At 67.7% G+C, this 23571-nt stretch carries 19 protein-coding genes and 2 pseudogenes; 16 read left to right on the forward strand and 5 right to left on the reverse strand.

Translation table 11 applies throughout. The annotated features are described in order from the left end of the window. Positions 1-721, forward strand: a pseudogene (locus ACWEQQ_RS37435) (Fe-S oxidoreductase); the annotation flags it as partial. Between the two features lie 84 nt (positions 722-805). Here the strand turns inward: ACWEQQ_RS37435 and ACWEQQ_RS37440 are convergent. After that, on the reverse strand, positions 806-1666 hold the full coding sequence (locus tag ACWEQQ_RS37440) for a haloalkane dehalogenase (RefSeq protein ID WP_452351541.1): 861 nt from the start codon (positions 1664-1666) through the stop codon (positions 806-808). 291 nt (positions 1667-1957) lie between these two features. Between ACWEQQ_RS37440 and ACWEQQ_RS37445 the strand changes: the two genes are divergently transcribed. The 10 genes and pseudogenes from ACWEQQ_RS37445 to ACWEQQ_RS37490 all read left to right on the forward strand — a co-directional run bounded on the left by ACWEQQ_RS37445 (position 1958) and on the right by ACWEQQ_RS37490 (position 14496). Continuing rightward, complete coding sequence (locus ACWEQQ_RS37445; protein ID WP_452351542.1) at positions 1958-3025, forward strand: UbiA family prenyltransferase; 1068 nt, start codon at positions 1958-1960, stop codon at positions 3023-3025. Then, entirely contained in the window at positions 3025-4122 is a 1098-nt protein-coding gene (locus tag ACWEQQ_RS37450) for an aminotransferase class I/II-fold pyridoxal phosphate-dependent enzyme (RefSeq protein ID WP_452341131.1), read from the forward strand. The genes ACWEQQ_RS37445 and ACWEQQ_RS37450 overlap by 1 nt, the downstream gene beginning before the upstream one ends. After that, on the forward strand, positions 4110-7361 hold the full coding sequence (locus ACWEQQ_RS37455; protein ID WP_452351543.1) for a thiamine pyrophosphate-binding protein: 3252 nt from the start codon (positions 4110-4112) through the stop codon (positions 7359-7361). The genes ACWEQQ_RS37450 and ACWEQQ_RS37455 overlap by 13 nt, the downstream gene beginning before the upstream one ends. Before the next feature lie 49 nt (positions 7362-7410). Next, positions 7411-8115, forward strand: coding sequence for a class I SAM-dependent methyltransferase (locus ACWEQQ_RS37460; protein ID WP_452341133.1), 705 nt, complete (start codon positions 7411-7413; stop codon positions 8113-8115). A gap of 18 nt (positions 8116-8133) precedes the next feature. Beyond that, a complete protein-coding gene (locus ACWEQQ_RS37465) occupies positions 8134-9558 on the forward strand; it encodes a cytochrome P450 (protein WP_452351586.1) in 1425 nt (474 codons plus the stop codon). 34 nt (positions 9559-9592) lie between these two features. Then, positions 9593-10222 (forward strand): class I SAM-dependent methyltransferase, encoded by a 630-nt coding sequence (locus ACWEQQ_RS37470; protein ID WP_452351544.1) that lies wholly within the window; start codon positions 9593-9595, stop codon positions 10220-10222. 133 nt (positions 10223-10355) lie between these two features. Continuing rightward, the gene (locus tag ACWEQQ_RS37475; protein WP_452351587.1) at positions 10356-11018 is read left to right on the forward strand and encodes an ABC transporter ATP-binding protein; all 663 of its coding nucleotides are present in this window, start codon (positions 10356-10358) and stop codon (positions 11016-11018) included. Then, positions 11015-12178: an ABC transporter substrate-binding protein gene (locus ACWEQQ_RS37480; RefSeq protein ID WP_452351545.1), complete on the forward strand. Its 1164-nt coding sequence runs from the start codon at positions 11015-11017 to the stop codon at positions 12176-12178. Before ACWEQQ_RS37475 ends, ACWEQQ_RS37480 begins: the two co-directional genes overlap by 4 nt. Continuing rightward, positions 12175-12988 (forward strand): annotated as a pseudogene (locus ACWEQQ_RS37485) (ABC transporter permease). The gene ACWEQQ_RS37480 and the pseudogene ACWEQQ_RS37485 overlap by 4 nt, the downstream one beginning before the upstream one ends. Before the next feature lie 44 nt (positions 12989-13032). Further along, positions 13033-14496, forward strand: a complete 1464-nt coding sequence (locus tag ACWEQQ_RS37490; protein WP_452351546.1) for an MFS transporter — start codon at positions 13033-13035, stop codon at positions 14494-14496. An 18-nt stretch (positions 14497-14514) separates the two neighbouring features. Here the strand turns inward: ACWEQQ_RS37490 and ACWEQQ_RS37495 are convergent, their stop codons facing one another. Continuing rightward, positions 14515-15273: an NUDIX hydrolase gene (locus tag ACWEQQ_RS37495; protein ID WP_452351547.1), complete on the reverse strand. Its 759-nt coding sequence runs from the start codon at positions 15271-15273 to the stop codon at positions 14515-14517. A gap of 77 nt (positions 15274-15350) precedes the next feature. Between ACWEQQ_RS37495 and nadA the strand changes: the two genes are divergently transcribed. From nadA to nadC, 3 genes are all read left to right on the forward strand, one after another. Continuing rightward, the gene (gene nadA / locus ACWEQQ_RS37500; protein ID WP_354845966.1) at positions 15351-16391 is read left to right on the forward strand and encodes a quinolinate synthase NadA; all 1041 of its coding nucleotides are present in this window, start codon (positions 15351-15353) and stop codon (positions 16389-16391) included. 33 nt (positions 16392-16424) lie between these two features. Then, complete coding sequence (locus ACWEQQ_RS37505; RefSeq protein ID WP_452351548.1) at positions 16425-18143, forward strand: L-aspartate oxidase; 1719 nt, start codon at positions 16425-16427, stop codon at positions 18141-18143. A gap of 121 nt (positions 18144-18264) precedes the next feature. Continuing rightward, positions 18265-19125, forward strand: a complete 861-nt coding sequence (gene nadC, locus ACWEQQ_RS37510; RefSeq protein ID WP_452341140.1) for a carboxylating nicotinate-nucleotide diphosphorylase — start codon at positions 18265-18267, stop codon at positions 19123-19125. 60 nt (positions 19126-19185) lie between these two features. Here the strand turns inward: nadC and ACWEQQ_RS37515 are convergent, their stop codons facing one another. The 3 genes from ACWEQQ_RS37515 to ACWEQQ_RS37525 form a co-directional block, all read right to left on the reverse strand. Next, positions 19186-19368 carry a hypothetical protein gene (locus tag ACWEQQ_RS37515; protein WP_364626387.1) on the reverse strand — a complete coding sequence of 61 codons (183 nt, stop codon included), beginning with the start codon at positions 19366-19368 and terminating at the stop codon, positions 19186-19188. A gap of 84 nt (positions 19369-19452) precedes the next feature. Continuing rightward, on the reverse strand, positions 19453-19950 hold the full coding sequence (locus ACWEQQ_RS37520; protein WP_452341141.1) for a tellurite resistance TerB family protein: 498 nt from the start codon (positions 19948-19950) through the stop codon (positions 19453-19455). A gap of 280 nt (positions 19951-20230) precedes the next feature. Then, complete coding sequence (locus ACWEQQ_RS37525) at positions 20231-21409, reverse strand: winged helix DNA-binding domain-containing protein (protein WP_452351549.1); 1179 nt, start codon at positions 21407-21409, stop codon at positions 20231-20233. Between the two features lie 107 nt (positions 21410-21516). On the opposite strand from ACWEQQ_RS37525, the gene ACWEQQ_RS37530 reads away from it, so the two are divergent. Next, positions 21517-22491 carry an alpha/beta hydrolase family protein gene (locus ACWEQQ_RS37530; RefSeq protein WP_452341143.1) on the forward strand — a complete coding sequence of 325 codons (975 nt, stop codon included), beginning with the start codon at positions 21517-21519 and terminating at the stop codon, positions 22489-22491. A 96-nt stretch (positions 22492-22587) separates the two neighbouring features. After that, positions 22588-23532 carry an NAD-dependent epimerase/dehydratase family protein gene (locus ACWEQQ_RS37535; RefSeq protein ID WP_452351550.1) on the forward strand — a complete coding sequence of 315 codons (945 nt, stop codon included), beginning with the start codon at positions 22588-22590 and terminating at the stop codon, positions 23530-23532. Positions 23533-23571: the final 39 nt, after the last annotated feature.

Below are 23571 nucleotides of genomic sequence, written 5' to 3' on the forward strand. Positions count from 1 at the left end.
CAAGGGTCTGCAGATGAAGGGCGGTCTGAAGGCGCCGGGTGCGAAGGCTCCCGCCGCCGAATCCGCCTCCGCCGCAGCCGCTCCCGCCGCAGCCGCTCCCGCCGCAGCCGCTCCCCCCGCAGCCGCTCCCGCCGCAGCCGCTCCCGCCGAGGCCGTTGCCGAGGCTCCGGCGGCTCCGGCTGCCAAGCCGGGCGGGCTCGCGATGAAGGGCGGCCTCAAGGCTCCCGGCGGTAAAGGTCTGCAGATGAAGGGTGCCGCCAAGGCGCCGGGCGCCAAGCCCGCCACCGACGCCGCTGCGGCCGAGACCGTGGCGCAGGCCGCCGCCCCGGCCGCGGCTGCCGCACCGGCCACCCAGGCTCCGGCCACCGAGGCTCCGGCCGCGTCGGCTCCGGCCGCCGAGGCCAAGCCGTCCATCGCGCCCAAGGGCCTGGCCATGAAGTCCGGCCTCAAGCGTCCCGGCCCGAAGGCCCCGGGCGCCGCGGCTGCGGCTCCGGCCGCCGCTGCGGCTCCGGAAGCGCCTGCGGCTCCGGTGGATTCGGCTCCGGCCGAGGCCGCTCCAGCCCCGGCCAAGGCTCCAGCTCCGGCAGCCGAGCCCGCCGCTCCGGCCGTGACGGAGGGCAATGGCACGCCGGAAGGGAATGGCTCCGTCGCGCCGCCGGCCGCCAAGCCGGGTGGTCTGGGGTTCAAGTCGGGGATGAAGGCGCCGGGCCGGAAGAACTAGGCGCGCTCGAAATGGCACGCGGCCGAGCCTGATCGACGTGGGCGGCGCTACCGAGTGGTGGCGCCGCCCATCGTTTCACCAGGCTCAGGGGAACCGCTTCGCGATCGCCGTCGCGATCTCATCGGGTGCGTGCTCCTGGATGAACTGCTGTGCGCTCGGCAGCTCGACTACCTCGAGGTCGGTGAATGTCGCTCGCATTCGGGGGATGTGGGCCTTCGGGCGGTAGACGAGGTCCCGCATGCCCCAGACCAAAAGGGTCGGCTTGTCGGCGAGTATGGCGGGCACGTCTCGGGAGAGCTGCTCCAGTAGCGGCCGGGCGTCACGAATCTGTTTGGCGATCACGCCGAGGCCGGGCCGAGCCGCGTGGGTGGGCTGCACCCCGCGATAGTGGTCGGCCTCGGCCGCGCTGAGCTTGCGCCCCAGCTCGCCGAGCAGGACGCGCTCGACGAGGAAGTTCCGCTCGAGCACTTGCCGCTGCATCAGGGGGGTGCGGATGAGCATGCTGAAGACCCGATTCGCCCGCGCTTCGGGCGGCCAGAACGTGGTGTTGCCCAGCACGATTCCGCGCAGCCGATCCGCGCGCGTGGTGACCGCCCCGAGGCCGATGGGTCCGCCCCAGTCGTGTCCCATCAGGATGAAGTCGTCGAGTCGCAGGTGATCGATCAGCTCGCCGAGGACCGAGATGTGCTCGGCGACCGTGTAACCGAATCCCTGCGGACGTTCGGACAATCCGAACCCCAGGTAGTCGACGACGATACAGCGATACCGGTCGCGCAGCTCCCGCACGATGTGGCGGTAGAGGAAACTCCACGTCGGAACGCCATGGCAGAACAGGATTGCCGGCCCGGACCCCTCGTCGATGTAGTGCACCCGGCCGGCGGACGAGTCGAACCAGCGAGAGTCGAAGGGGTACAGATTCCGGTCGGGAACGAAGTCGATCAGCATTGAAACCCTCTCTGCGATACGAGACGACGTCTGATATACCCCGCCCACGCGGAATCACGGGAATTGCCAACGGTTTTCGACCGCGCATGGGGGTGTGCAACTGATGAAAGCAGCGGTTGAACACCCTTGGGCGACAACGGATTTCGTGTATGCTCACACCGGTGGAATCGCAATACACCGTATAAGCATTGACGAGTTGTGTTCTGAGTGCCGATCGTGGGGCAAGGGTTTCGGTTTCAGGAGCTGGGGGCCCGGGGCGGGCAATATCCAACTGCGCATGACGAGTGAGCTGTGATCGTGGCTGAAACTATGTCGATACCGACACTTGACGAATTTCTGGACAAGTCGGCAGAAGAGAGACTCGATTGGGTACATTCGTCCGAGGGATACACGAGAGGAATTCTGGGGCGGATCGAGCTGTTCCTTTCGTTCGCCCGCCCGCGTACATGCCTACCCGGAATGCTGGCGTTCTGCCTTTCCTGCAAACTCCTCGGTCTGACGGTTGACCTCGATGTGCTGATCGGTTTCGCGATCACCTTCCTGTACAGCGCGGTCGCGAATCTGTTCAACGGCTATTCCGATGTCGCGGAAGACAATGAGAACCTGCCGGCCCGCCTGTACCTGCTCGGCCTCTACGGCCGGCGGCGGCTGCTGCTGAGTTCCTATGTCGTGTGCGCGATCATGCTGGGGTTGGCGACGCTGGTGAGCCCCGTCTTCGTCGTGATGACGGCGATCTGTGTTCTCATCGCACACCAGTACTCCCTGCCGCCGTTTCGGGTGAAGGCGCGGCCGGTGCTGTCGATCTGCCTCTTCGCGCTGGATGTCGCCTTCCCGTTCCTGATGGCTCCCGCCGTCGCGCAGCACGGACCGGCGGTTCTCGGGAATTGGCCCTTCATCAGCATGGCCGCATATTTGTTCGTGTGGTTCGCGGCCAAGGGGCTGGTGAAGAATCTGCCCGACTATTACGGCGACAGGGCTGCCGGTCTGACGACCTCGGCGACCATCAGCCGAACACGATTGCAAGCCGCGATCGTGGCCTCGGCCGGGACGATCATCGTCTACCTGGGTCCGGTATTCCTGGTGGCCGCCGATCAGTTCGGGGAGAAGTATCTGCTGGCCCTCGTATGGTTCCCGGTCGTATGCGTTCAGTGCGCGCGGATGATCCGTCGTGACGACAGCCAGTCGGCGAACAACATGCTTCGTTTCGACATGGTGGTATCGACGGGGTATTTGTCGACCTGGATCCTGCTGATGGATCCCTCCGTTTCATCGATCAGCATCATGGCCGGGTCGCTGGTCGTCATTTTCCTCATGGATGCGCTGAAGCTCGATACCCGCAGAAAGAAGGATGTCGCCTGATGGATGCGGTGGAAAGGTTGATGAAGGCGCGTCCGGGTGTCGTGTGGAACGAGTATCGCTCGGGTGAGGAGAACAACTATTCGGTAGTCGCGCTGGACCTTTCGAACAATGCGTTGCCTTTTGCTCCATTGCCGAGCGTCCGCAAGGCGATCGAGGCAGAGGTGGACCGCGCCGCGGACTACCCTTCCGCGTCGTATGGCTCGCTGCGGGGAGCCATCGCCGAGTTCGTGGGCTGCGCCGCCGATCAGGTCATCGTCGGGCCGGGCAGCGTAGGCGTGCTCGGATACGTGCTGCGACGGGTTGCCGGGGATGGTGGCCGGGTCGTCTTCGCGGTTCCGGCCTTCGACGCGTACGAGCGAGTCGTCGTGGACTCCGGCGGCACGCCGGTGCCGGTGCCGGGCACGGAAAGACGCTGGCAGCCACTGGATTCCATGGTGGCGGCGGCCGGATCGGACGCGGCCGCGATCCTGATCTGTTCGCCGCACAACCCGACGGGTGAGCGGGTGCGTCTCGACGAGATCGAGATGGTGCTCCGGACGGCTCCGCGGCACACGGTCGTCGTGGTGGACGAGGCCTATATCGATTTCGATCGAACCGTCGATCCTGCCGCGATCTTCCGGCTGACTCGCCTGTATTCGAATCTTGTTGTCATGCGGACCTTCTCGAAGGCCTACGGGCTGGCGGGGCTCCGCGTGGGATACGCCGTCGGCAATAGAGATCTGATCGGTGCCTGTCGAACGGCCGCATTGCCCTTCGGTGTGAACCGGATGGCGGTGGCCGCGGCGATCGCCTCGCTGGAGGTGAGCAACGAGCTTGCCGCCCAGGTCGATTCGGTCGTGCAGTGCCGGTCGTTGTTCACCGAATCGGTTCGCGAGCACGGACTCGCCGTCCCCGAATCGGGCGGCAACTTTCTCTGGATGCCCATGCCGCACACGGCCTCTCTTGTCGATTGCTTCGCCCGCTCGGGGATCGCCGTCCGTGAATATCCGGACCTCGGCGTCCGGATCACCGTGCCCGCACTCGAGCACCTAGCCGACATTGTCGATGTACTCGCGGAGGGATACCGCGGAATGGAGGCAAGCCCATGCCACAGATGAATCCGCACCTGGGGGCCGATCTGATGGGCCGTCCCCGGTTCGCCGATGCGCTGGTGGATCGATTGGTCCGCAACGATGTGCGCTACATCTTCGGGATGCCCGCGGAATCGGTGAATTGCCTCGTCGACGCGGTCGGGCGGCGGGAAGAGATCGGGCTCATCGCGGTTCGCCATGAAAGCGCGGCCTCCTGGATGGCCGTCGGTTACGCGCGCGGTTCGGACACCGTGGGTGTGTGCTTCGGTACGGCCGGCCCCGGCGCCACGCATTTGTTGCCCGGCGTCTATGACGGGCTCTACGACCGGGTGCCGGTGCTGGCGATATCCGGACAGGTTCCGCTGGCCGGTGTCGGGACGAAGTCGTTCCAGGAGATCGAATCCTCGCGGCTGTTCCGGGACGGTACGTGGCGCTCATCGGACATCATGTCGGCCGACCAGATCGGCGTCTTCGACCAGATCATGCTCGCGATACGGCTCGAGCAGACGTCGGCTCATGTCGCGGTCCCGTCGGATCTGCTGAACGCACCGGTCGATGAGAGGGAACAGGCGAGCCCGTATCGGCTGGATCGCCGCAGTGCCACGAAGGTCGACAAGAAACGCATCGACGACCTCGCCGACCACCTGTGCGCGAACCCGACGGCAATCGTATTGGGTTCCGGCAGCAGGAAATCGGTCGATCGCGCGCGCCTGCTCGCACACGCGCTGGCGGCTCCACTGGTGGCCCTGCCCGAGTCGGGAATCCCGGAGGCGCTGGTAACCCCGGTCGACGACCGTGAAACATCCGCGGCCGACGGCACCGTGCTGCTGATCGGGCGGCGAACCGTCGGAGTGGAGCGGTACTTTCCCGCGGCGAATATCCTGATCGAAATCACCGATCTCGCCACGTCCGGGTTCGACGCCGGATGCCGGCGGGTTGGAATCGCGGGTGATATTCCGGCGATTCTGGAGTCCCTGACCTCCGCGGTGTCGAGCCGCAAAGACGTTCCGGCACAAGCATCATCGGAGCAGCCCTCCGGCACACCGGGCGACGCCGAGCTGCCCGGTGGGTGGGCGGTGCTCACACGGCGACTGGCGGGTGCGTCGGTGGCCGTCGACCCAGGACCGATCCAGCGGCTGTCGCGCAGATTCCTGAGCGAGCACGCGAATGTCCACAGTGCCTGGAATCTGGAGGCCGAGGGGTCGGCGCTGCCGATGTCGATCGGTCTCGCGCTGGCGGCCGGTGATCGATGCTATGCGCTGACCGACCTCGCGTCCCTGGACCAGTACATCGCGGAACTGTCCACCGCCGCACGCTACGCGGTTCCCGTCACCGTCGTGTGCGCAGCGGAATCCGGTGCGACGATCCGAGATCTGGCTCAGGCCTTCGGAATCCCGGTGTTCTGGGCCGGAAACCCGAGTGAGCTGAATTCGAGGCTGGAAGAGGCCGGCCGCGAGCACGGTCCGGTCGTGATCCTGACCTCCGCGCTGGAAATGGAACCGGCGCTGTCCGGCGGGAGGGTCGACGCCGATGCCGTCCGGTTCGCGAGCGATCTGCTCGGTGCGATAGCGGGTCGCGGCGTCGACTCGGTGTATCTCTCGCGAAGCAGCTGTGCGCGGCTCGGTTCGGCGAGTGAATCGACCGACCTCGACGTGCATGTCGTCGCCGATACGCAGGCGGCCGCCATGCGGGCAACCGCGGCCTTCAAGGCCGAGGGGACCACGGCGTGTGCCCTGGTGACCTCGCCCGCGGAACTGCTCGCGCAGCTGAACGGGCTCTACGACGCTTCGTTCGACAGCGCGTCGGTGCTGCTGGTCTCCTTCGAAATCGACCGCTGGTTCCTGGATCCGGTGGACGTGCTGGGGGAGATATCGGCGATATCGGTGGTTCTGGACGGCACCGCCAAGGATTCGACTCGCCTTCGAGACGCGTTGCAGACCGTGGCCGCCGGGGGTAAGGGCGTGACGCACATTCACGTCGCCAGCTCCGCGATAGCGGCGGGCAACAGTGCGGCGCTCGTGGAAAGTTCGAACGCGCAAGGGATTCCGACGTCGTTGATCGGGCTTCCCGGTAGCACGATGGCCGCCCGCGACGAGATCGCGCGGGCCGCGGAACTGCTCGAAGCGGCCGAGAATGTCTCGATCGTTGTGGGCCGTGGCGCAGCCGGCGCACGGCGTGAACTGCTCGAGTTGGCGTCACGCACGGGAGCTCCGCTCTACTGCACCATGGGTGCCTTGGCCGCGGATGTTCTAGGCGAACACTGCGACGGCCTGGTGGGGACATCCGGCCATGACGAAGCGATGCAGAACATCCGGCAGAGCCGGCTTGTCGTTTTGGTGGGCGTGTCCTGGCGCGGCTCCGCATTCGAGCTCGTCGGAAACGGTCCGGTGGTGTCGATCAATGCCGATCCACTGACTTTTCTTCGTCTCCCACCCGAATCGATCGGCCTGCTCGGAGACGCACGGGAGTTGCTGGAGGCGCTGATCGGATCGTCGAATGATCCTGTCGCCGTGCGCGATATCGCCCGGCCCGGCGCATCGCGGCGAAATGGACCGCGGGAGAGTGCGCGGGAACTGCGCGCGGCCACGGCCGCGCAGATCATCGATCATGAGCTCGCGCAAGCCGATAGAGCATCCACCCTGAGCGTGGATGTCGGTATCAACACGCTCTGGGCCTACCGCTACGTACGGTCCGCGTCCAGATATCTGTGGACCGCATCCTTCGCCACCATGGGATTCGCGGTGCCGGCCGCGGTGGACGTCGCCGCACGCAGACCGAAGGAAATCTCGGTGGCGATCGTGGGAGATGGCGGGATCGGCATCACGCTGGCCGAGCTCCGCAATGCCGCGAAGGTCGAATCGACAACGGTGATCGTCGTTTTCAACAACAGCGCGCTGGCCGCCATCAAGTTCGAGAGCTGGATCATGGGATGGCCGGATACCTCATCGGAATTCGCGCCAGTGGATTTCGCGAGCTTCGCGCGGCATTGCGGGCTGCCCGCGGTGACGGCGCGGACATCCGAGGAATTCGGGAATGCCTTCCGATCCGCGCTTCGCGCCGAGGGCCCGATGCTCATCGACGCGCGTATCCCCGCGGTGGAGGCTCCCGCGCTGGCGGGACGCATTCATGTCCGCCAGGTCGTGGGACTGGTGTCGGGCTGGCTGCGCGACGGTAAGGCCGCGAGATCCGGCGCGTGGTCGATGGTGAAGGCGGTGGGCGCCGACGCGGCTGTCCAGCTGATTCGCCGGGTAGGGCGAAGCGAATGAACTGTCAGGCAATCAGAAACTGTCAGGCAATCAGAGAGGAGGGACGCGAATGGTCGGGACACGTCCGGCTACGCCGCAGGCGATGTTCACGGAAATAGCCCCGCGCTACGACCTGGTCAATTCGATTCTCACATTGGGTGGCGACAAGCGGCTCCGGCGCGAGGCGGTTCGCCTGCTCCGGCTCGAGGCCGGTTCGAGGGTGCTCGATGTCGCCGCGGGGACGGCCGAGATCGCGTCCGCGCTGGCCGCCGAATATCGCTTTCCGATGTCCTACTGCGCCGTCGATCTCAATGAGCAGATGCTGGCGGTGGCGGAGCGCAAGCTGGCGCGGCTGGGGCAGGAGTGGCCGCGGAGCGAGTGGGCCCTGGTGCACGGAAGCGCGGAGGCGCTGACCTTCGAGTCGTCGACTTTCGACGCCGTCGTCATGTGTTTCGCGCTCGATGACATGGACGACCCGTCGGCCGCGCTGGCGGAGACGGTACGGGTGCTCCGCGACGGCGGACGCTTTCTGCTCATCGAACTCGCCCTGCCGGACAGCGAGTTGCTGCGCACGGTGCTGAAGTACCGCCTGTTGCTGATTCGCCGGATCGCGGGACTTCTCGGTTCGGCGCCCGTCGCCCACATGACCAGGGAGGTGGAGATGGACCGCGGCGCGGAATACACCATAGCCCGCTGCGAAAAGGCCGGCCTCACATTGGATTCCCGAGCGCGGTACCACGGCGGCATGGTTCGCGCCTATGTGTTCCGCAAGTAGAGATGGAAAAGGTTGTTCATGTCCAGCAAATGCCCGCACGTCGAGGCGCCGAAGGTGCATTCTGAAACCAGCATAATCAGCCGCCGTTTCTCGAATGAGCACCTGCCCGGGCCGCCGGGACACCGTTTCATGGGTTCATACCCCGAGTTCGCGAAGGACCGCAACAAGTTCCTGCGGGACACTGTCCGGCAGTACGGAGATGTCAGCCGAATCAGGTTCCCGCTGCGGGACTTGGTCGTCCTGGGTAACCCGCAGGACGCACACGCGGCCATGGGTGATACCTCCGGCGACTACAGCAAGTTCGGTAACTATCATCCCGTCATTGCGAAGCGGCAGAACGGGTTGTCGTTCATCGAGGGAGAGCTCTTCCGGGAAAGACGTCGGATCGTCAGTCCGCTGGTCACCCGGGACGGTCTGAAGAGCACGTTCAATGCCAATGTCGAAGCCTATCTCGACAGCCTCGATGCGAACATCGCCGTGGCGACCGACGCCGAGGGGGTCACCGATCTGCAGGAGGCGATTTTTCAGACCCTCTTGCGAGGAGTGCTGAAGCAGACGTTCACCGAGCCCTTCACTCCCCATGAGATCGATGAATTGCACAACGGCCTCTCGACCTTCACCAAGTTCCTCGGATCGACGCTGAAGATCGCTGATCCGCCGAATCTGGTGCGCCCGTGGGGTCCGTACAAGATCCGGCCCTGGGCGGTGTACACCGCGGCGAAGATCGTCAAGAATCGCGTTGTCGAGCGGCAGAACTCGCCGGCTCTGGGAACCTACGGCGATGTCCTGGACGGCATGCTCGCGGGGTACGAGAAGCTGAAGACCCCCATGACCTTCTGGGACCTCTGCTTCGATGTGGCGACCATGACCAGCGCGTCGTATGGCACTACCGCCGGCGCGATCACCCAAACGGTCGTTCGTACCGTCCTCGACGCCGAAGCGACGGATCGCCTCGTGGAAGAGAGTGGCACTGTCGATCTTTCACAACCGTCCATCGAGTCGGTGCGCAGCCTGCATTGGGTGAAATCCTGCTTCGAGGAATCGATGCGAATGCAAGGGCTTCCGCTCCTGCTCCGATTCACCTCGACCGGCGCGAACTTCCAAGGATTCGACATCGCGCCCAATACGATGCTGGGCGTTCCGATCTCGACGATCCACCGCGACCCGCGCTGGTGGACCGATCCCGACACGTTCGATCCGAATCGGTTCTACGACAAGAGCAAACGCGTCGATCAGCCTCGGGTGTTGCACTATCTGGCGTGGGGTGCGGGCCCACACCGATGCACCGGCGCCCAATTGGGGTACCTGATCGCGCCGTACCTCGTGGCCTTGATCTTCAGCCGCTACAAGATCGAAGTGCCGCCACAGTGGTCACTTCGCGAGGATCCCGGCCTGGCGCCGGTGATCAAGGGCGGCTTCCGAGTTCGACTGACTCGACGATAACTGCTTCGGCCGAAGAGAACCTGAGGGAGTGGGTATGAAATTCGCAGAACGATACGATATCGCGGCACCGATCTACGACCGGACCGCGTGGGTCCTGTCACTCGGTGGAATCGACAAGCTGCACCCGGCCCTGGTCGCCGGAATGGACCTGTCCGGTAAGACGGTGGCCGATCTCGGATGCGGTACCGGACTTGCCTTCCCGGCTCTGATCGACGCGATCGGCCCGTCGGGCCGGGTGATCGGGTTGGACAACAACGCGGCCATTCTCGCCAAGGCGGAGAAGCGGGTGGCGGCGAACGGGTGGAACAATGTGAAGCTCGTGGTCGACGACATCGCGACGACACCGCTGCTTCGAGACGTCGACGTGGTCTTCAGTTGCATTGCGATGAGCTGCGTTCCGGACCCTTCGCGGAAACTGGAAGAGCTCCTCGCGAACCTGAAGCCGGGTACCGGTGTGCGCATCATCGATGCCCTGCCGCGAACCTCCGGATTCGGGTACCCCGCCATCAATGGGTACAACTTCCTGAAGTCGTTCATCGTCGGATCGCACTACAAGAAGCTCGAGCCGTTCGAGCGGGTATTCCGTGAACAGCTGAGCGACGTGGTCGTCGACAGCGTGCACGGCGGCATGTACACGCGGCTGACCGGCGTAAAGGGCGCATAGCGCGAACCCCGGAAGCGAGTGAGCGCTGTCGCCGATGGTCGGCGCGCTCGCTCGATTCCGCTCACGAAGGTGTCCTTGTTTGCGAAATGAATTGACCCTCGATTGCGGCACGAAGAAGTTCGGCGACAATCTCGTGCTGGACAACGTGAGCATCTCGATCGATCGCGGTGAGTTTCTCGCCGTGCTGGGCCCGAGCGGCAGCGGAAAGTCCACGCTGCTGCGGATATTGGCGGGCTTGGAGAATCTGACCGCGGGAACGGTGAGCTGGAGCGCGGACGGCGCTCGCCCGCGCACCGGGGTGGTGTTCCAGCAGTCCCTGCTACTGCCTTGGCTCACGGTCATCGAGAACATCTCGGTGGCACGGCGATTCGCCGCTCACCGGCACGAATTCGACCATCGATATCCGGAAACCCTGTTGCGGCGTTTCGGTTTGGACGGCCTCGCGGACCGATATCCGAGCGAGCTGTCGGGCGGCCAGGCGCAGCGCGTGGCCGTGCTGCGGGCGGTCGCGACCCGGCCACGGCTGCTCCTGCTCGATGAGCCGTTCAGTGCCCTGGACCCGGCGACCCGAATCGACCTGCGGCAGTGGCTGGCCGAACTCGTCGCCGAACTCGCGGCCACGGTCGTGCTCATCACGCATGACGTCGACGAAGCGATCGCGCTGTCGGATCGGATCGTGCTGCTCGACCGGGGCAGCGTGCGCCGTGAATGGCGGGACGTCCGAACCGGCGATACGCCGGCGCTGCGCGACGACATCCTCCAGCAGTACCACCCGGACGAGGTGGCGGTTCTTTGACGGATATTTCGAGACGGTACCTGCTGGCGGGCGCGACGGGGCTCACCGTCGCCGCCGGGCTCTTCGGCTCGGCGGACCTCGTCCACAGCGCGGCCACCATCGGGCGACGGCGGGAGAGCGCGCTTCGCATCGGTTACCTGCCGATCACCGATGCGGCGCCGCTGCTGATCGCGCATTCGGCGGGCCTCTATTCCTCCGGGGTGAGCAGCGGTAAGCCGGTGATGTTCCGAAGTTGGGCCGGGCTGGCGGAGGCGTTCGTCTCTCGTGAGATCGATGTCGCGCATCTGTTGATGCCGATGGCGCTGCAGCTCCAGCGCGTTCTGGGTGCGGGGGTGCGAGTCCTGGGCTGGAATCACACCAATGGCTCGGCACTCACTGTCGCCCCGGACATCACGGATCTGGAGCAGCTGGCGGGAACCCAGGTCGCCATCCCGTTCTGGTGGTCGATCCACAACATCGTCCTCCAGCAACTGCTGCGAGCGCACGACATCACTCCGGTGGTGCGGCGCAGTGCGTCGCGATCCCAGCGCACTGTCGAACTCGTCGTCATGAGCCCGTCGGATATGGTTCCCGCCCTGGCGAATCGCTCCATCGCCGGGTACGTGGTGGCGGACCCGTTCAATGCCATCGCGCAGCTCGAGGGGATCGGGCGGATCCATACCTTTCTGGGCGACGTGTGGCGTGAACATGCCTGCTGCGTACTGGTCACCAGGGACGACGTGATCGCGGAGCGCCCGTCCGCGGTGCAGGTGGTCACGGATGCGGTGGTTGCCGCCCAAGTGCGAATCACCGCGGACCGCAATGGATCCGCCGGAGCGTTGACGTCCGGTAGTTACCTGCCCCAGCCACTGCCCGCGGTTCGGGCGGCGCTGACCTATCCCGCGCCGCCCTATCAACTGCGACACCCCGATTGGTCACCGCAACTGGTGGGATTCCAGCCGTACCCCTATCCCAGCTTCACCCGGAAGCTGGTCGAGGCAATGCACGACACCGTGGTCGACGGCGACCGCGGCTTTCTGGACGACCTGGATCCGAGCACGGCGCACGCGGGGCTGGTCGACGACACCTTCGTGCTGAATTCGATTGCCGCACACGGAGGGACACAGGCATTGGGTCTGCCCGCCGACCTCGTCAGAGCTGAACAGGTGCAACTGCTGTGACTTCTACCTTCGTTCGAACCGCCCCGACCGCCCGCACCGCATCCCGGTCGGCCGTCGCCAAGGCGTGGCCCGCGGCCGCGGCCATCATCCTCACCGTTCTGCTCTGGTGGCTGGCGACTTCGGTACTGGCGCCGCAGCATTCGCTGCTGCGCCAGACCGCCCCGCAGCGGGTGCTACCGGCGATCGTCGATCTGTATCAGCGCGGCGTGCTGGTATCGGGATGCGGCGATCAGCCTGTGGCGCTTGGTCATCGGCCTGGCCATCGCAATGGTGATCGGAGTCCCGGCGGGTCTGCTGATCGGCCTGAGCATGCGGATCGAGCGGGCGGCCACGCCCATCGTGCAGTTCTTGCGCATGATCTCGCCGCTGTCCTGGACGCCGATCGCCATCGCGCTGTTCGGAATCGGCAATCAGCCGGTCTATTTCCTGGTCGCGGCCGCGGCCGTGTGGCCCATCCTGCTGAACACCGTCTCCGGGGTGCACGCCATCGACCGCGGCTTTCTGGACGTGGCGCGGTCGTTTCACGCGACGCGGGTGGAACAGCTGCGGGTCGTGATCATTCCGGCCGTGCGTGATCATGTCCGGACCGGTCTGCGCCTGGGTCTGGGTACCGCCTGGATCGTGCTGGTACCCGCGGAGATGCTCGGGGTCCGGTCGGGTCTGGGCTATCAGATCCTCAATGCCCGAGATCAGTTGGCCTACAACCAGGTTGTGGCCATCATCCTCGTCATCGGCGTGCTCGGATCCGCGGTGGATTTCGTGGCGAGCCGCCTTCCCGGGCGGACCTTCACCAATCGCGCGGTCGCGTGAGACCGGCGCGGTCGCAGGAAACCGACAAGTAAGGGGTGAGCTTCATGTCCGAAGAACGGGCGGCATCCGATCGTCGCTGGTGGGCACTGCTGGTGCTGTCGATCGCGCAATTGCTCGTCGTCCTGGACGCGACGATCGTGACGATCTCGCTGCCCTACGCGCAGGCCGACCTCGGCATCCGCGATGCCGACAAGCAATGGGTGTTCACGGCCTACACGCTCATGTTCGGTGGCCTGTTGCTGCTGGGCGGCCGCCTGGCCGACTATGTCGGACGGCGGCGGATCTTCCTCATCGGCCTGGTCGGGTTCGCGATGGCCTCGGCGCTGGCCGGGGCGGCGGTGAGCCCGGGCATGCTGTTCGCCGGCCGGGCGCTGCAGGGCATGTTCGCGGCACTGCTGGCGCCCTCGGCGCTGTCGCTGGTGTCGGTGACGTTCACCGCGGCGCAGGAGCGGGCTCGCGCCTTCGCCGTCTTCGGGGGTGTGTCCGGAGCGGGGTTCGCGGTCGGGCTCATCGGCGGCGGAGCGTTGACGGAGTACGCGTCCTGGCGCTGGTGCCTGCTGGTGAACATTCCGATCGCGGCCGCCACCGCGGCGGCGGCCCTGCTGGTCGTCGTGCGGGACGTGCCGGTCCGCCGGGCGGGCGGCTACGACCTGCCCGGTGTGGTTCTCGTGACCGCGGGACTGGCGAGCGTCGTGTACGGGTTCAATCGTGCGGCGCAGACGGGATGGGGCGCGGCCGGCACCGTCGCGCTGCTGGTGACCGGTGTCTGCCTGCTGCTGGCCTTCGTCGCCATCGAGGCGCGGGTCGCCAATCCGCTGCTGCCCCTGCGTATTCCGGGCGAGATGAATCGGGGCGGCTCGTACCTGGTCGCGCTGCTGGTTCCGGTCGCGATGTACGCGGTCTTCCTGTTCCTCAGCTACTACTTCCAGCAGACGCTCGGGTATTCGCCGTTGCAGGCCGGAATCGCCTTCCTGCCCTTTCCTTTCGGCATCGTCGTTTCCGCGGGTATAGCCAGCAAGTTGTTGCCCCAGGTCGGGCCGCGCGTGCTGATGCTGGCCGGTGCGCAACTCGGGGCGGGTGGCCTGATCTATCTGGCGCAGTTGCGGGCCGGGTACCCCTACTGGGCGGCCGTGCTGCCGGCCGAGATCGTGATAGCGCTCGGCATGGCGCAGATCTTCGTGGCCATGCAGGCCACCGCGCTGTACGCGATCGACGATCGCGACGCCGGTGTGGCCAGCGGCCTGCTGAACGCCGTGCAGCAGATCGGCGCCTCGATCGGAACCGCGCTGCTCACCACGATCGCGGTGCAGGTCTCGACGCGATACGCGCGCAATCACGCGCCCACCCCGGATCTGCCGGCGCGCGCCGCGATTCACAGCTACGATGTCGGGTTCTATTGGGGCGCAGGCTTTTTCGTGCTGGCGGCGATCGTGGTCGCGATCACGATCCGGGTCCGGAAGCTGGACCCGGTGACCGATCCGGACCGGGCGGCGACAATACCGGCCTAGGCGGGTCGGTCCGCGCGGCTAGCTGGGCGGGCGGAGGGCGGCGAATTCGTCGGTGACGCGGATCCCGGAGTCGGTGAAGCGGTAGACGGCGGCCGGCCGCCCGCCCGCGCGGCCGGGGGAGGAGGTCGCGCCGGTGGGGGTGATCACCTTGCGGCGGGTCAGCACTCGTTGGAGGTTGGTGGTATCCACGTCGTAGCCCAGTGCGGCGCAATAGATTTCGCGCAGGGTGGACATGGTGAAGGTGGCGGGGGCCAGGCCGAAGGCGATATTGGTGTAGGACAGCTTGGCGGCCAAGCGGTTTCGCGCGTGGCGGACGACCGTGCCGTGGTCGAAGGACATGTCCGGCAGATCCGAGACCGGGTGCCACTTGGTGTCGTGGGGAAGCACCGGTTCGGCGGTCAACGGCACCAGACCCAGATAGGCCGAGGCGATTCGGCGGTCGCCGGGCACCCGGTCGGGGTCGCTGAAGACCCACACCTGCTCGAGGTGGGTCAGCTCGCGGACATCGACCTTCTCGGCGAGCTGGCGGGCCGCGGACGTATCGAGATCCTCGTCGTCGCGCAGGCGGCCGCCGGGCAGTGACCAGGTGCCCTTGGCGGGGTCCAGGGCGCGTTCCCACAACAGCACCGCGAGTTCGGTGCGCTGACCCGGCGGGCAGCGGTCGGAGATGGCAATCCCACCCACGCTAGTGCTCTCACCTGCACGGATGGTGTCAGGGAAGCGACGAACCTGGAACACCGCGGTGAGTGTTTCGTGGATGGTGCTACGATGGGCCACGTTTTCGATTCTAAGTCGAAAACCGGTTGGATGCGAATCGGCGAGGTTGCCGGGCGCATGAGAGAAGGAGCCATGCCATGGCTGCAGCAGTGGGCGCGACGATGACGCTGACCGAGCGCATCACGGACGGCCCGTCGGGATACTCCGGTGTGGAGGCCACCCCCGAATGGGCGGCGGAGATCAAGCGGCTGGCGCGTGAGCGCAATGCCACCATCCTGGCGCACAACTACCAGCTGCCCGAGATCCAGGACATCGCCGACCACGTGGGCGACTCCCTGGCCCTGTCCCGGATCGCCGCGGAGGCGCCGGAGGACACCATCGTCTTCTGCGGTGTGCACTTCATGGCCGAGACCGCCAAGATCCTCAGCCCCGAGAAGACCGTGCTCATCCCGGACCAGCGCGCGGGCTGCTCGCTGGCCGACTCCATCACCGCCGAGGAACTGCGCGACTGGAAGGCCGAGCACCCGGGCGCGCTGGTGGTCTCGTACGTGAACACCACCGCCGCGGTGAAGGCGCTGACCGACATCTGCTGCACCTCCTCCAATGCCGTCGACGTGGTCGCCTCCATCGACCCGGACCGCGAGGTGCTGTTCCTGCCGGACCAGTTCCTGGGCGCGCACGTCAAGCGCGTCACCGGCCGCGAGAACATGCACATCTGGATGGGCGAGTGCCACGTGCACGCCGGCATCAACGGCGACGAGCTCAACGAGCAGGCCCGCACCCACCCGGACGCCGAGCTGTTCGTGCACCCCGAATGCGGTTGCGCCACTTCGGCTCTCTATCTGGCGGGCGCGGGCGAGTTCCCGGCCGACCGGGTGCACATCCTCTCGACCGGAGGCATGATCGACGCCGCGAAGGCGGCCAAGTCGAACCAGGTCCTGGTCGCCACCGAGGTCGGCATGCTGCACCAGCTGCGGAAAGCCGCCCCCGGCATCGACTTCCAGCCCGTCAACGACCGGGCCTCCTGCCAGTACATGAAGATGATCACCCCCGCCGCCCTGCTCCGCTGCCTGGTGGAGAACCGCGACGAGGTCCACGTCGATGCCGAAACCGCTGCCCTGGCCCGCAATTCGGTGCAGCGCATGATCGAGATCGGCAACCCCGGCGGCGGCGAGTAGCCACGTCGTCCCCCGTCAGGGGAGGGATGAGCAATGGTGAATACATCGATTTCCATCACCTGGGAAGCCGAGGCGGATCTCGTCGTCGTGGGTGGCGGGGTGGCCGGCCTGACCGCCGCGCGGACCGCGTCCCTACGCGGGCTGCGGGTGCTGACGCTCAGCAAGGGCGGGCCCACCGACACCTCCACGCAGTACGCACAGGGCGGGATCGCGGTCGTTGCACCGCACGGGGATTCGGTGGAATCGCACGTGCAGGACACCGTGGTCGCCGGGGCCGGACTGTGTGACGCCGACGCGGTGCGGTCCATCGTCGAGGGCGGGCAGCACGCGGTGGCCGCGCTGACCGATCTGGGCGCGGTGTTCGATCTCGGGCGCGATGGTCAGGTGTCGCGGACACGCGAGGGTGGCCACAGCACCCGCCGCATCATTCACGCGGGCGGAGACGCCACCGGTGCCGAGGTGCAGCGGGCGCTGAACACGGCCGGACTGCCGGTGCTGTTCGGGGCCGTCGTGCTCGACATCGTGACCGGGCCCGAGGGCGTGCGCGGTGTCATCGTGGTGTCGGGCCAGGGCTTCGGCATCGTGCACGCGCCCGCCGTGCTGCTCGCCACCGGCGGGCTGGGCCAGCTGTACGCGTGCAGCACCAATCCCGCCGGGGCCACCGCCGACGGCATCGCGCTGGCGCTGCGGGCCGGGGCGCTGGTGGCGGACCTGGAATTCCTGCAGTTCCACCCCACCGTGCTGTTCACGCCCGGCGGCCTGGGGCGCCGCCCGCTGATCAGCGAGGCGGTGCGCGGCGAGGGCGCGATTCTCGTGGATTCCGAAGGCAATTCGGTGACCGCGGGCGTGCACCCGCGCGGCGATCTGGCCCCGCGCGACGTGGTCTCCCGCGCCATCGCGGCCCGCATGCACGAGCTCGGCACCGACCACGTGTACCTCGACGGCCGTTCGATCGAGGGCTTCCCGCAACGCTTCCCGACCATCACCGCCTCGTGCCTGGCCGCGGGCATCGACCCCACCACAAATCTGATCCCGGTCGCGCCGGCCGCGCACTACCAGTGCGGTGGCATCCTCACCGACACCGCCGGCCGCACCACGGTGCCCGGTCTGTACGCCGCCGGTGAGGTGGCCCGCACCGGCCTGCACGGCGCGAATCGCCTGGCCTCCAACAGCCTGCTCGAGGGCCTGGTGGTCGGCGAGCGCGCGGGCGTGGCGGCCGCCGAACGCCGGGGCGCGGCCCGCCCGATCGCCGAGGTCGGCCCGCTACGCTTCCCCCGTGCGGATCGAAAGTTGCTGCAGGAGCTGATGACCGAGCACGCCTCGGTCGTTCGCGACGGTGACGGCCTGCGCGCCGCCGTCCTGCGCATGGTCGGCCTGGTCGCCGACAATGCCGCGCCCGGCATCACCGTCGAATGGGCGCTGAACGGGAACGGCGCAGCTGTCGGCCGGGCCGACGATGCCGTGGACGCGTCCAGCGATGGCGCAGTCGCGCACTCCGATTCGGCGGCGGCGATCATTCGCGAGCTGGAGGACTCCGCGCTCACGCTGACCGCGCGGGCGCTGCTGGTCGCGGCGGCGGCGCGCACCGAGAGCCGCGGCTGCCATACGCGGTCGGATTACCCGGAGCCGCGGGAGGAACTGCGGCGCAGCATCGCGGTGCGGCTCGGGTCCGACGGGCGGCCGAAGCTCGTTGCCGACAGCATCGAGCCGGGGCAGGCGTGGGGCCGGGCCGCCGTGCCCGTCGCCTCGTGACGGGCCCGGCCGTCATGCCGGGGCTCGCCGTCTCGCACGGCTTCGCGGTCAGGAACGACATTGCGGTCCGGAACCGCATCGCCCGGGGCGCAGGACACGTCATCGAAGAAGGAGTGCAGCAATGACCCTCGACGCCGGACTGGACCGCGACGCGGTGGTCGCGCTCATCCGCACCGCCCTCGACGAGGATCTGCGGTACGGGCCCGATATCACCACGCTGGCCACGGTGCCCGCGGACGCGGTCGCCAAGGCGGACATGGCTTCTCGCCAGCCGGGCACGGTGGCCGGGCTGGATGTCGGCCTGCTCGTGCTCGACGAGGTGCTGGGCGCGGGCAATTACGAGGTCACCGGCCGCGTCGCGGACGGTACCCGGGTGCAGCCCGGTGACGTCGTGCTCAGCCTGGCCGCACCCACCCGCGGGCTGCTCACCGCCGAGCGCACGCTGCTGAACCTGGTGTGCCACTTGTCCGGAATCGCCACCGCCACCTCCCAGTGGGTGGACGCGGTGGCGGGCACCGGTTGCCGCATCCGCGACAGCCGCAAGACCCTCCCCGGCCTGCGGGCCCTGCAGAAGTACGCGGTGCGGGTCGGCGGCGGCGTCAATCACCGCATGGGGCTGGGCGATGCCGCGCTCATCAAGGACAACCACGTGGTGGCCGCGGGCTCGGTGGTTGCCGCGCTGCGCGCTGTGCGGGAACTGAACCCGGACATCGAGTGCGAGGTCGAGGTGGACAGCCTCGACCAGCTCGACGCCGTCCTCGCCGAGGACGTGGAACTAGTGCTGCTGGACAACTTCCCGCTGTGGGCCACCCAGGCGGCCGTACAGCGCCGCAACACCCGGTCGCCGCGCACCAAACTCGAGTCCTCGGGCGGACTTTCGCTGGACATGGCGGCCGACTACGCCCGCACCGGCGTCGACTACCTGGCCGTCGGCGCGCTCACCCACTCGGTCCGAGTACTGGACCTCGGACTCGATATGTGAGACAGCCCTTTCCGTCGATTCACCCCCGGTGTGCCACTCCGCCGGGGGTGAATCGTCTGGTCAGCGCCGGTACACGGGCGGATCGACGAGCCAGCCGATGCCGCCGCAGCCGGTGCACAGGATCGCCGACCCGCTGTCGGAATAGCCTGCGGCCCCGGTGCCTTCGCACCAGCCGCAGTACCGCCAGCCCCGATTGGGGTGGACGGTGTCGAGCAGAATATTGAGGAACCCTTGGATCGCCATGCAGAGTGAATCCCCTCGCTAGGCAGCAAACGCTCCAAGAATGCGGGACGGCTCCGGGCAATGTCCAGCAAAAGCCAGAGGGCTTTACAGACCGAATTCGTGCGGGTCCAGACGCAAAACCTGACAAGCCTCGCGAATCACCGTGAGCGCGTGTGCGCCGAGTTCGCCGTCGGTTTGCCCGACGACCAGCCCGATCCGCACCACCGCGGCCGCCTGCTCGGGAAAATCGGTGGCCTTGGAAATCTGCGCCATCACGTAGGCGTGCCCGAACGCGGGGTCCATGATGAGCCGGGCGCAATTGTCCTCGAACAGATTTCGCAGGTCCTCGGGGGAACGCAGGCGCAGGACCTCGTGCGCGCCGACCATTTGCGCGACCCGCATGCGCGCCGCGGGATCGATGCGCCCGTCGGTCGCCGACAGCACCGCGCACATACCCAGCGCCGCATCCCGGAAGGCGTCGCCCCACAGGTCGTTTCGCGGCGGCGCGGGTGCGGGCCGCCCCTCGGCGGAGTTACCGTGCGGCGCGCCGGCCGAATCGATGTGCGGTGCAGCCGGGGAGACCAGCCGATTCGTCAACGCCATGACACACTCCGAAAACTCGCCGAACCCCTGGATCTCCCCGTATCCCGGCCCGGATCGTGCGAATAACAATGCCGACAGTAACAGCCTGCCGCCCGGTAGGCCCGCAGAATTTCTCCGAATACTCGTGGGCAGCAACCTCACAGTAGTGTCCGGGCCGGGCCACAACCGTCGAATACCCTGCCGTGCAATGAGATCGACATTCGATCGCAAACTCGCAGCCGATCTGCGGCCCGGATCGCGGACCGGCGCGGCGGTATTCGACGGAGTGCCGGCGCGCGGCTCAGGCGGTGAGCTCGCGTTCGAGCGGCGTTCGGAATCGGGGAATCGGGCGGATATCGCCGTACCACGCCCCCATGCGTTCGGCTTCCGCGGCGATGGCGCGCTCGGCGTCGGAGCCTGCGTCCTCCAGCAGCCGCCAGACGATCTCGCCGTCCGGACGCTGCGCCCAGCCGCCGATGATGCGGCCGTCCCACCACACCGTCGGGCCGACATTGCCATTGCGGTCGAAGAGCGCGGGCTGGTGCGGGCCGAGGTACCAGTCCCGGGACTGCCAGCCCATCGGCGTGGGGTCGAGGGCGGGCAGCAGCGCGGCCCAGGGTTCCGGGGCGGGCGTCGATTCCAGATCGTCGGCGAGAACCAGGCCGGTCTCGCCACCCAGGTCGACCTCGGCGGTATCCACCGGCGCGAGCGCCTTGCGGACCTCGCCCAGCGTCCACCCGGTCCACCACTTGAGATCGCTCACCGGTGCGGGACCGAAGGCGCGCAACCACTTCCGGACCAGATCCGCCCGCGCCTCGTCCACCGGCACCGCCGGAATCCCCTCCGGCAGCCAGGATTCGATGGGCGCCCACGTGTACTGACTGCTGGCCCAGCTCCCATTGGGCCGCCCGCGCACGATCCGGCCCTCGCAACCCAGCGTCACCAGCACCCAGGTGGTGATATTGGTCGGCTTGGAATACGGCTTGCCCGGCGCGGTGTCGACCTGGGTCCGCAGGCGCGGCACCTCCTTGCTCAACTGCGCCCCGGTCGCGCTGCCCCGCGCCAGCAGCGCCGCATGCGTCTCCGCCTCGACCTCGTTCAGCCAAGCGCTGACATTGCCCGTCACCGCCCCGGACTGTTCGATGTACCGCCCGTAGGTCTTGCGCTGCTTGTGCGCCAAGGCATCCGCCACCGACGCCTGCAGCACCGGCACCAGGTCGACCGGCGCGACGAACATGGTGCGCCGCATGGCCAGCATGCGCAGCAGCGTCCGATCGTCGTAGAGCGCCTGTTCCACGTGCCCGGGTTCGATCCCCACTCCGCGCGCCGCGACGGACAGGTACACGGTGGCCGGATCGGTGGCGTGCAGCACCACCATCGACCGCACGATCTGCTCGACCGCGTCGCCGCGCACCCCGGCGGCCAGCCGGTGCCGCACCCCCAGCCGAGCCCGCCGCTCCGCGGCATCCATCGAACGCATGGTCGAATCCTAGCCTCCGCCATCCGAATCCGCGGGCACCCCGCGCCCGGGAAATCGCCCGGCGTGGGTACCCGGCCGGGCCCCGCGCACATGCGACGATGCCGGGCGTGGGTGTCCGTTGGCGAGGGATGCGGGTGGTCGGTGCGGTCGCGGGCGTGTTCGCGGCGACGGTGGTTGCGGCCCCGATGGTTTCGAGCGAGCCGCCCGGCGACGTGTCGATGCGGCCGGTGACGCTCACGGTGGACGGTGAGACCGCCACCGGCCGGGTCTACGAACCCGACGGCGGCGCCCGCGGACTCATCGTGGCGGTGCACGGCCACGCCGGCAGCGCGAGCGACTTCCCCGACTACCTGGCCTCGATCGTCCGGCAGACCGGCGCGGCCCTGGTCACCATGGATCAGCGCTCCGACGCCGGCACCTGGCGGACCGGGGAGTGGAACGTCTGGGCGGGCTGGCGCGACACCGTCGCGGCCACCCAGTGGTACCGCGGCGAGCACCCCGGCATCGGTCCCACGGTGCTCTGGGGCTGGAGTCAGGGCGGTGTGACCAGCGGGCTGGCCGCCGCCTATGCCCCGTCCGGCACCTACGACTACTGGGTCGACACCTTCGGTCACGCCGACGACGTCACCGCCTGGCTCGAATCCGGCCTGGCCGGACCACAATTGCGGGCCGAGATCGAACGTGACGCGGGCGGCTGCACCCCGGCGGCCTGCCTGCAGTCCTACCTCGACCGGTCGCCGGCGCTCATGACCAACCGCATGGACGTCAAGCGCGCGGTCCTGCTGCACGGCACCGCCGACCCCCTGGTGCCCTACACCCAGTCGCTCGAAATGCGCGCCTCACTGACCCTCTCCGGCCACCCGGTCTCCATGTACACCGTGGTCAGCGGCCGTGATCTGGAGGGCCGCGTGGTGCCCGGCGACCACGGCATCAATCCGGTGTTCTTCGAATCCGGTTGTGCGGTCCAGCGATTGCTGCTCGGCAGTGAGCCGCTGGGCGGCGACCACGACTACCTCGTCGATGTCGCGGCCGGCGTGAACACCGCCCCGCCCGCGCCTCCGAACGCCAAATGCGCGGCCTGAGCGCGGCCGTTCGGTGCTGACCACGATCCACCCGATCCCGTCCCCGGACAGTAGGCTCGCAGTCGATATCGGCGCGGTGAGACGGGATGAGGCGCAATGAAAGTCGTGGTGGCTGGTGCGACGGGAGCGATCGGGCGGCCACTGGTCACGGCGCTGCGGCAGGCCGGGCATCAGGTGTACGCGCTCACCCGCGGCGGTCGCGGCGCCGAGGTCGCGCGCTCGCTCGGGGCCACCCCGCTGGTCGCCAATGTCATGGACCGCTCGGACCTGATGCGCGCCACCGAACGACTGACCGCCGACGCGGTCATCCACCAGCTCACCTCCTACCGGTACTCGCCGCCGACCCACTATCACGCGCCGGGTCTGTTGCGCACCAACGCGTTACGCGAGATCGGCAGCAAGCATCTGGTGGAGCTGGCCCAGCGCACCGGGGCGCGGCGCTATCTCACCCAGTCGCTGATCGTCGGATACGGTCTGCGCGACCACGGCTCGCGGCTGGTGACCGAGCAGGACCCGTTCGGCCGCATCCAGGGCGATGTCACCGACGGCATCATCGGCGCACTGCACGAGGCCGAATCGAGCGCCTGGCGCGCACCCGGCATCGACGGAATCGCCCTGCGCTACGGCCTGTTCTACGGTCCCGGCGCGTCGGAGAGCTTCGTGCGGGCGCTGCGGCTGGGCATGTTCCCGCTGCCGAGCACTGGGACCGGATACGTCGGCTTCGTCCACCTCGCCGACGCCGCCGCCGCGACCGTCGCCGCCCTCGAACGCGGCGGCGCCGGCCAGGCGTACAACATCGTCGACGACGAGCCGATCACCTGGGACACCATGTTCGACGCCATGGCCGAGACCGTCGGCGCGCGGCCGCCGCGCCGGCTCCCGGCCCGCCTGGTGCGCATGGCCTCACCGCTGGCGGCCGCCCAGATGCTGGACTTCTCCATCCGCGTCTCGAACGCCAAGGCGCGCGCCGACCTGGGCTGGAAGCCGATGTACCCCACCTATCGCGAGGGCCTGCCCACCCTGGCCGACTCCGTGCGCTGATCCGGCACCCGCTGCCGCCGGAACACTTTCCCGCCGAAT

This window comes from Nocardia sp. NPDC004123 (assembly GCF_053603795.1).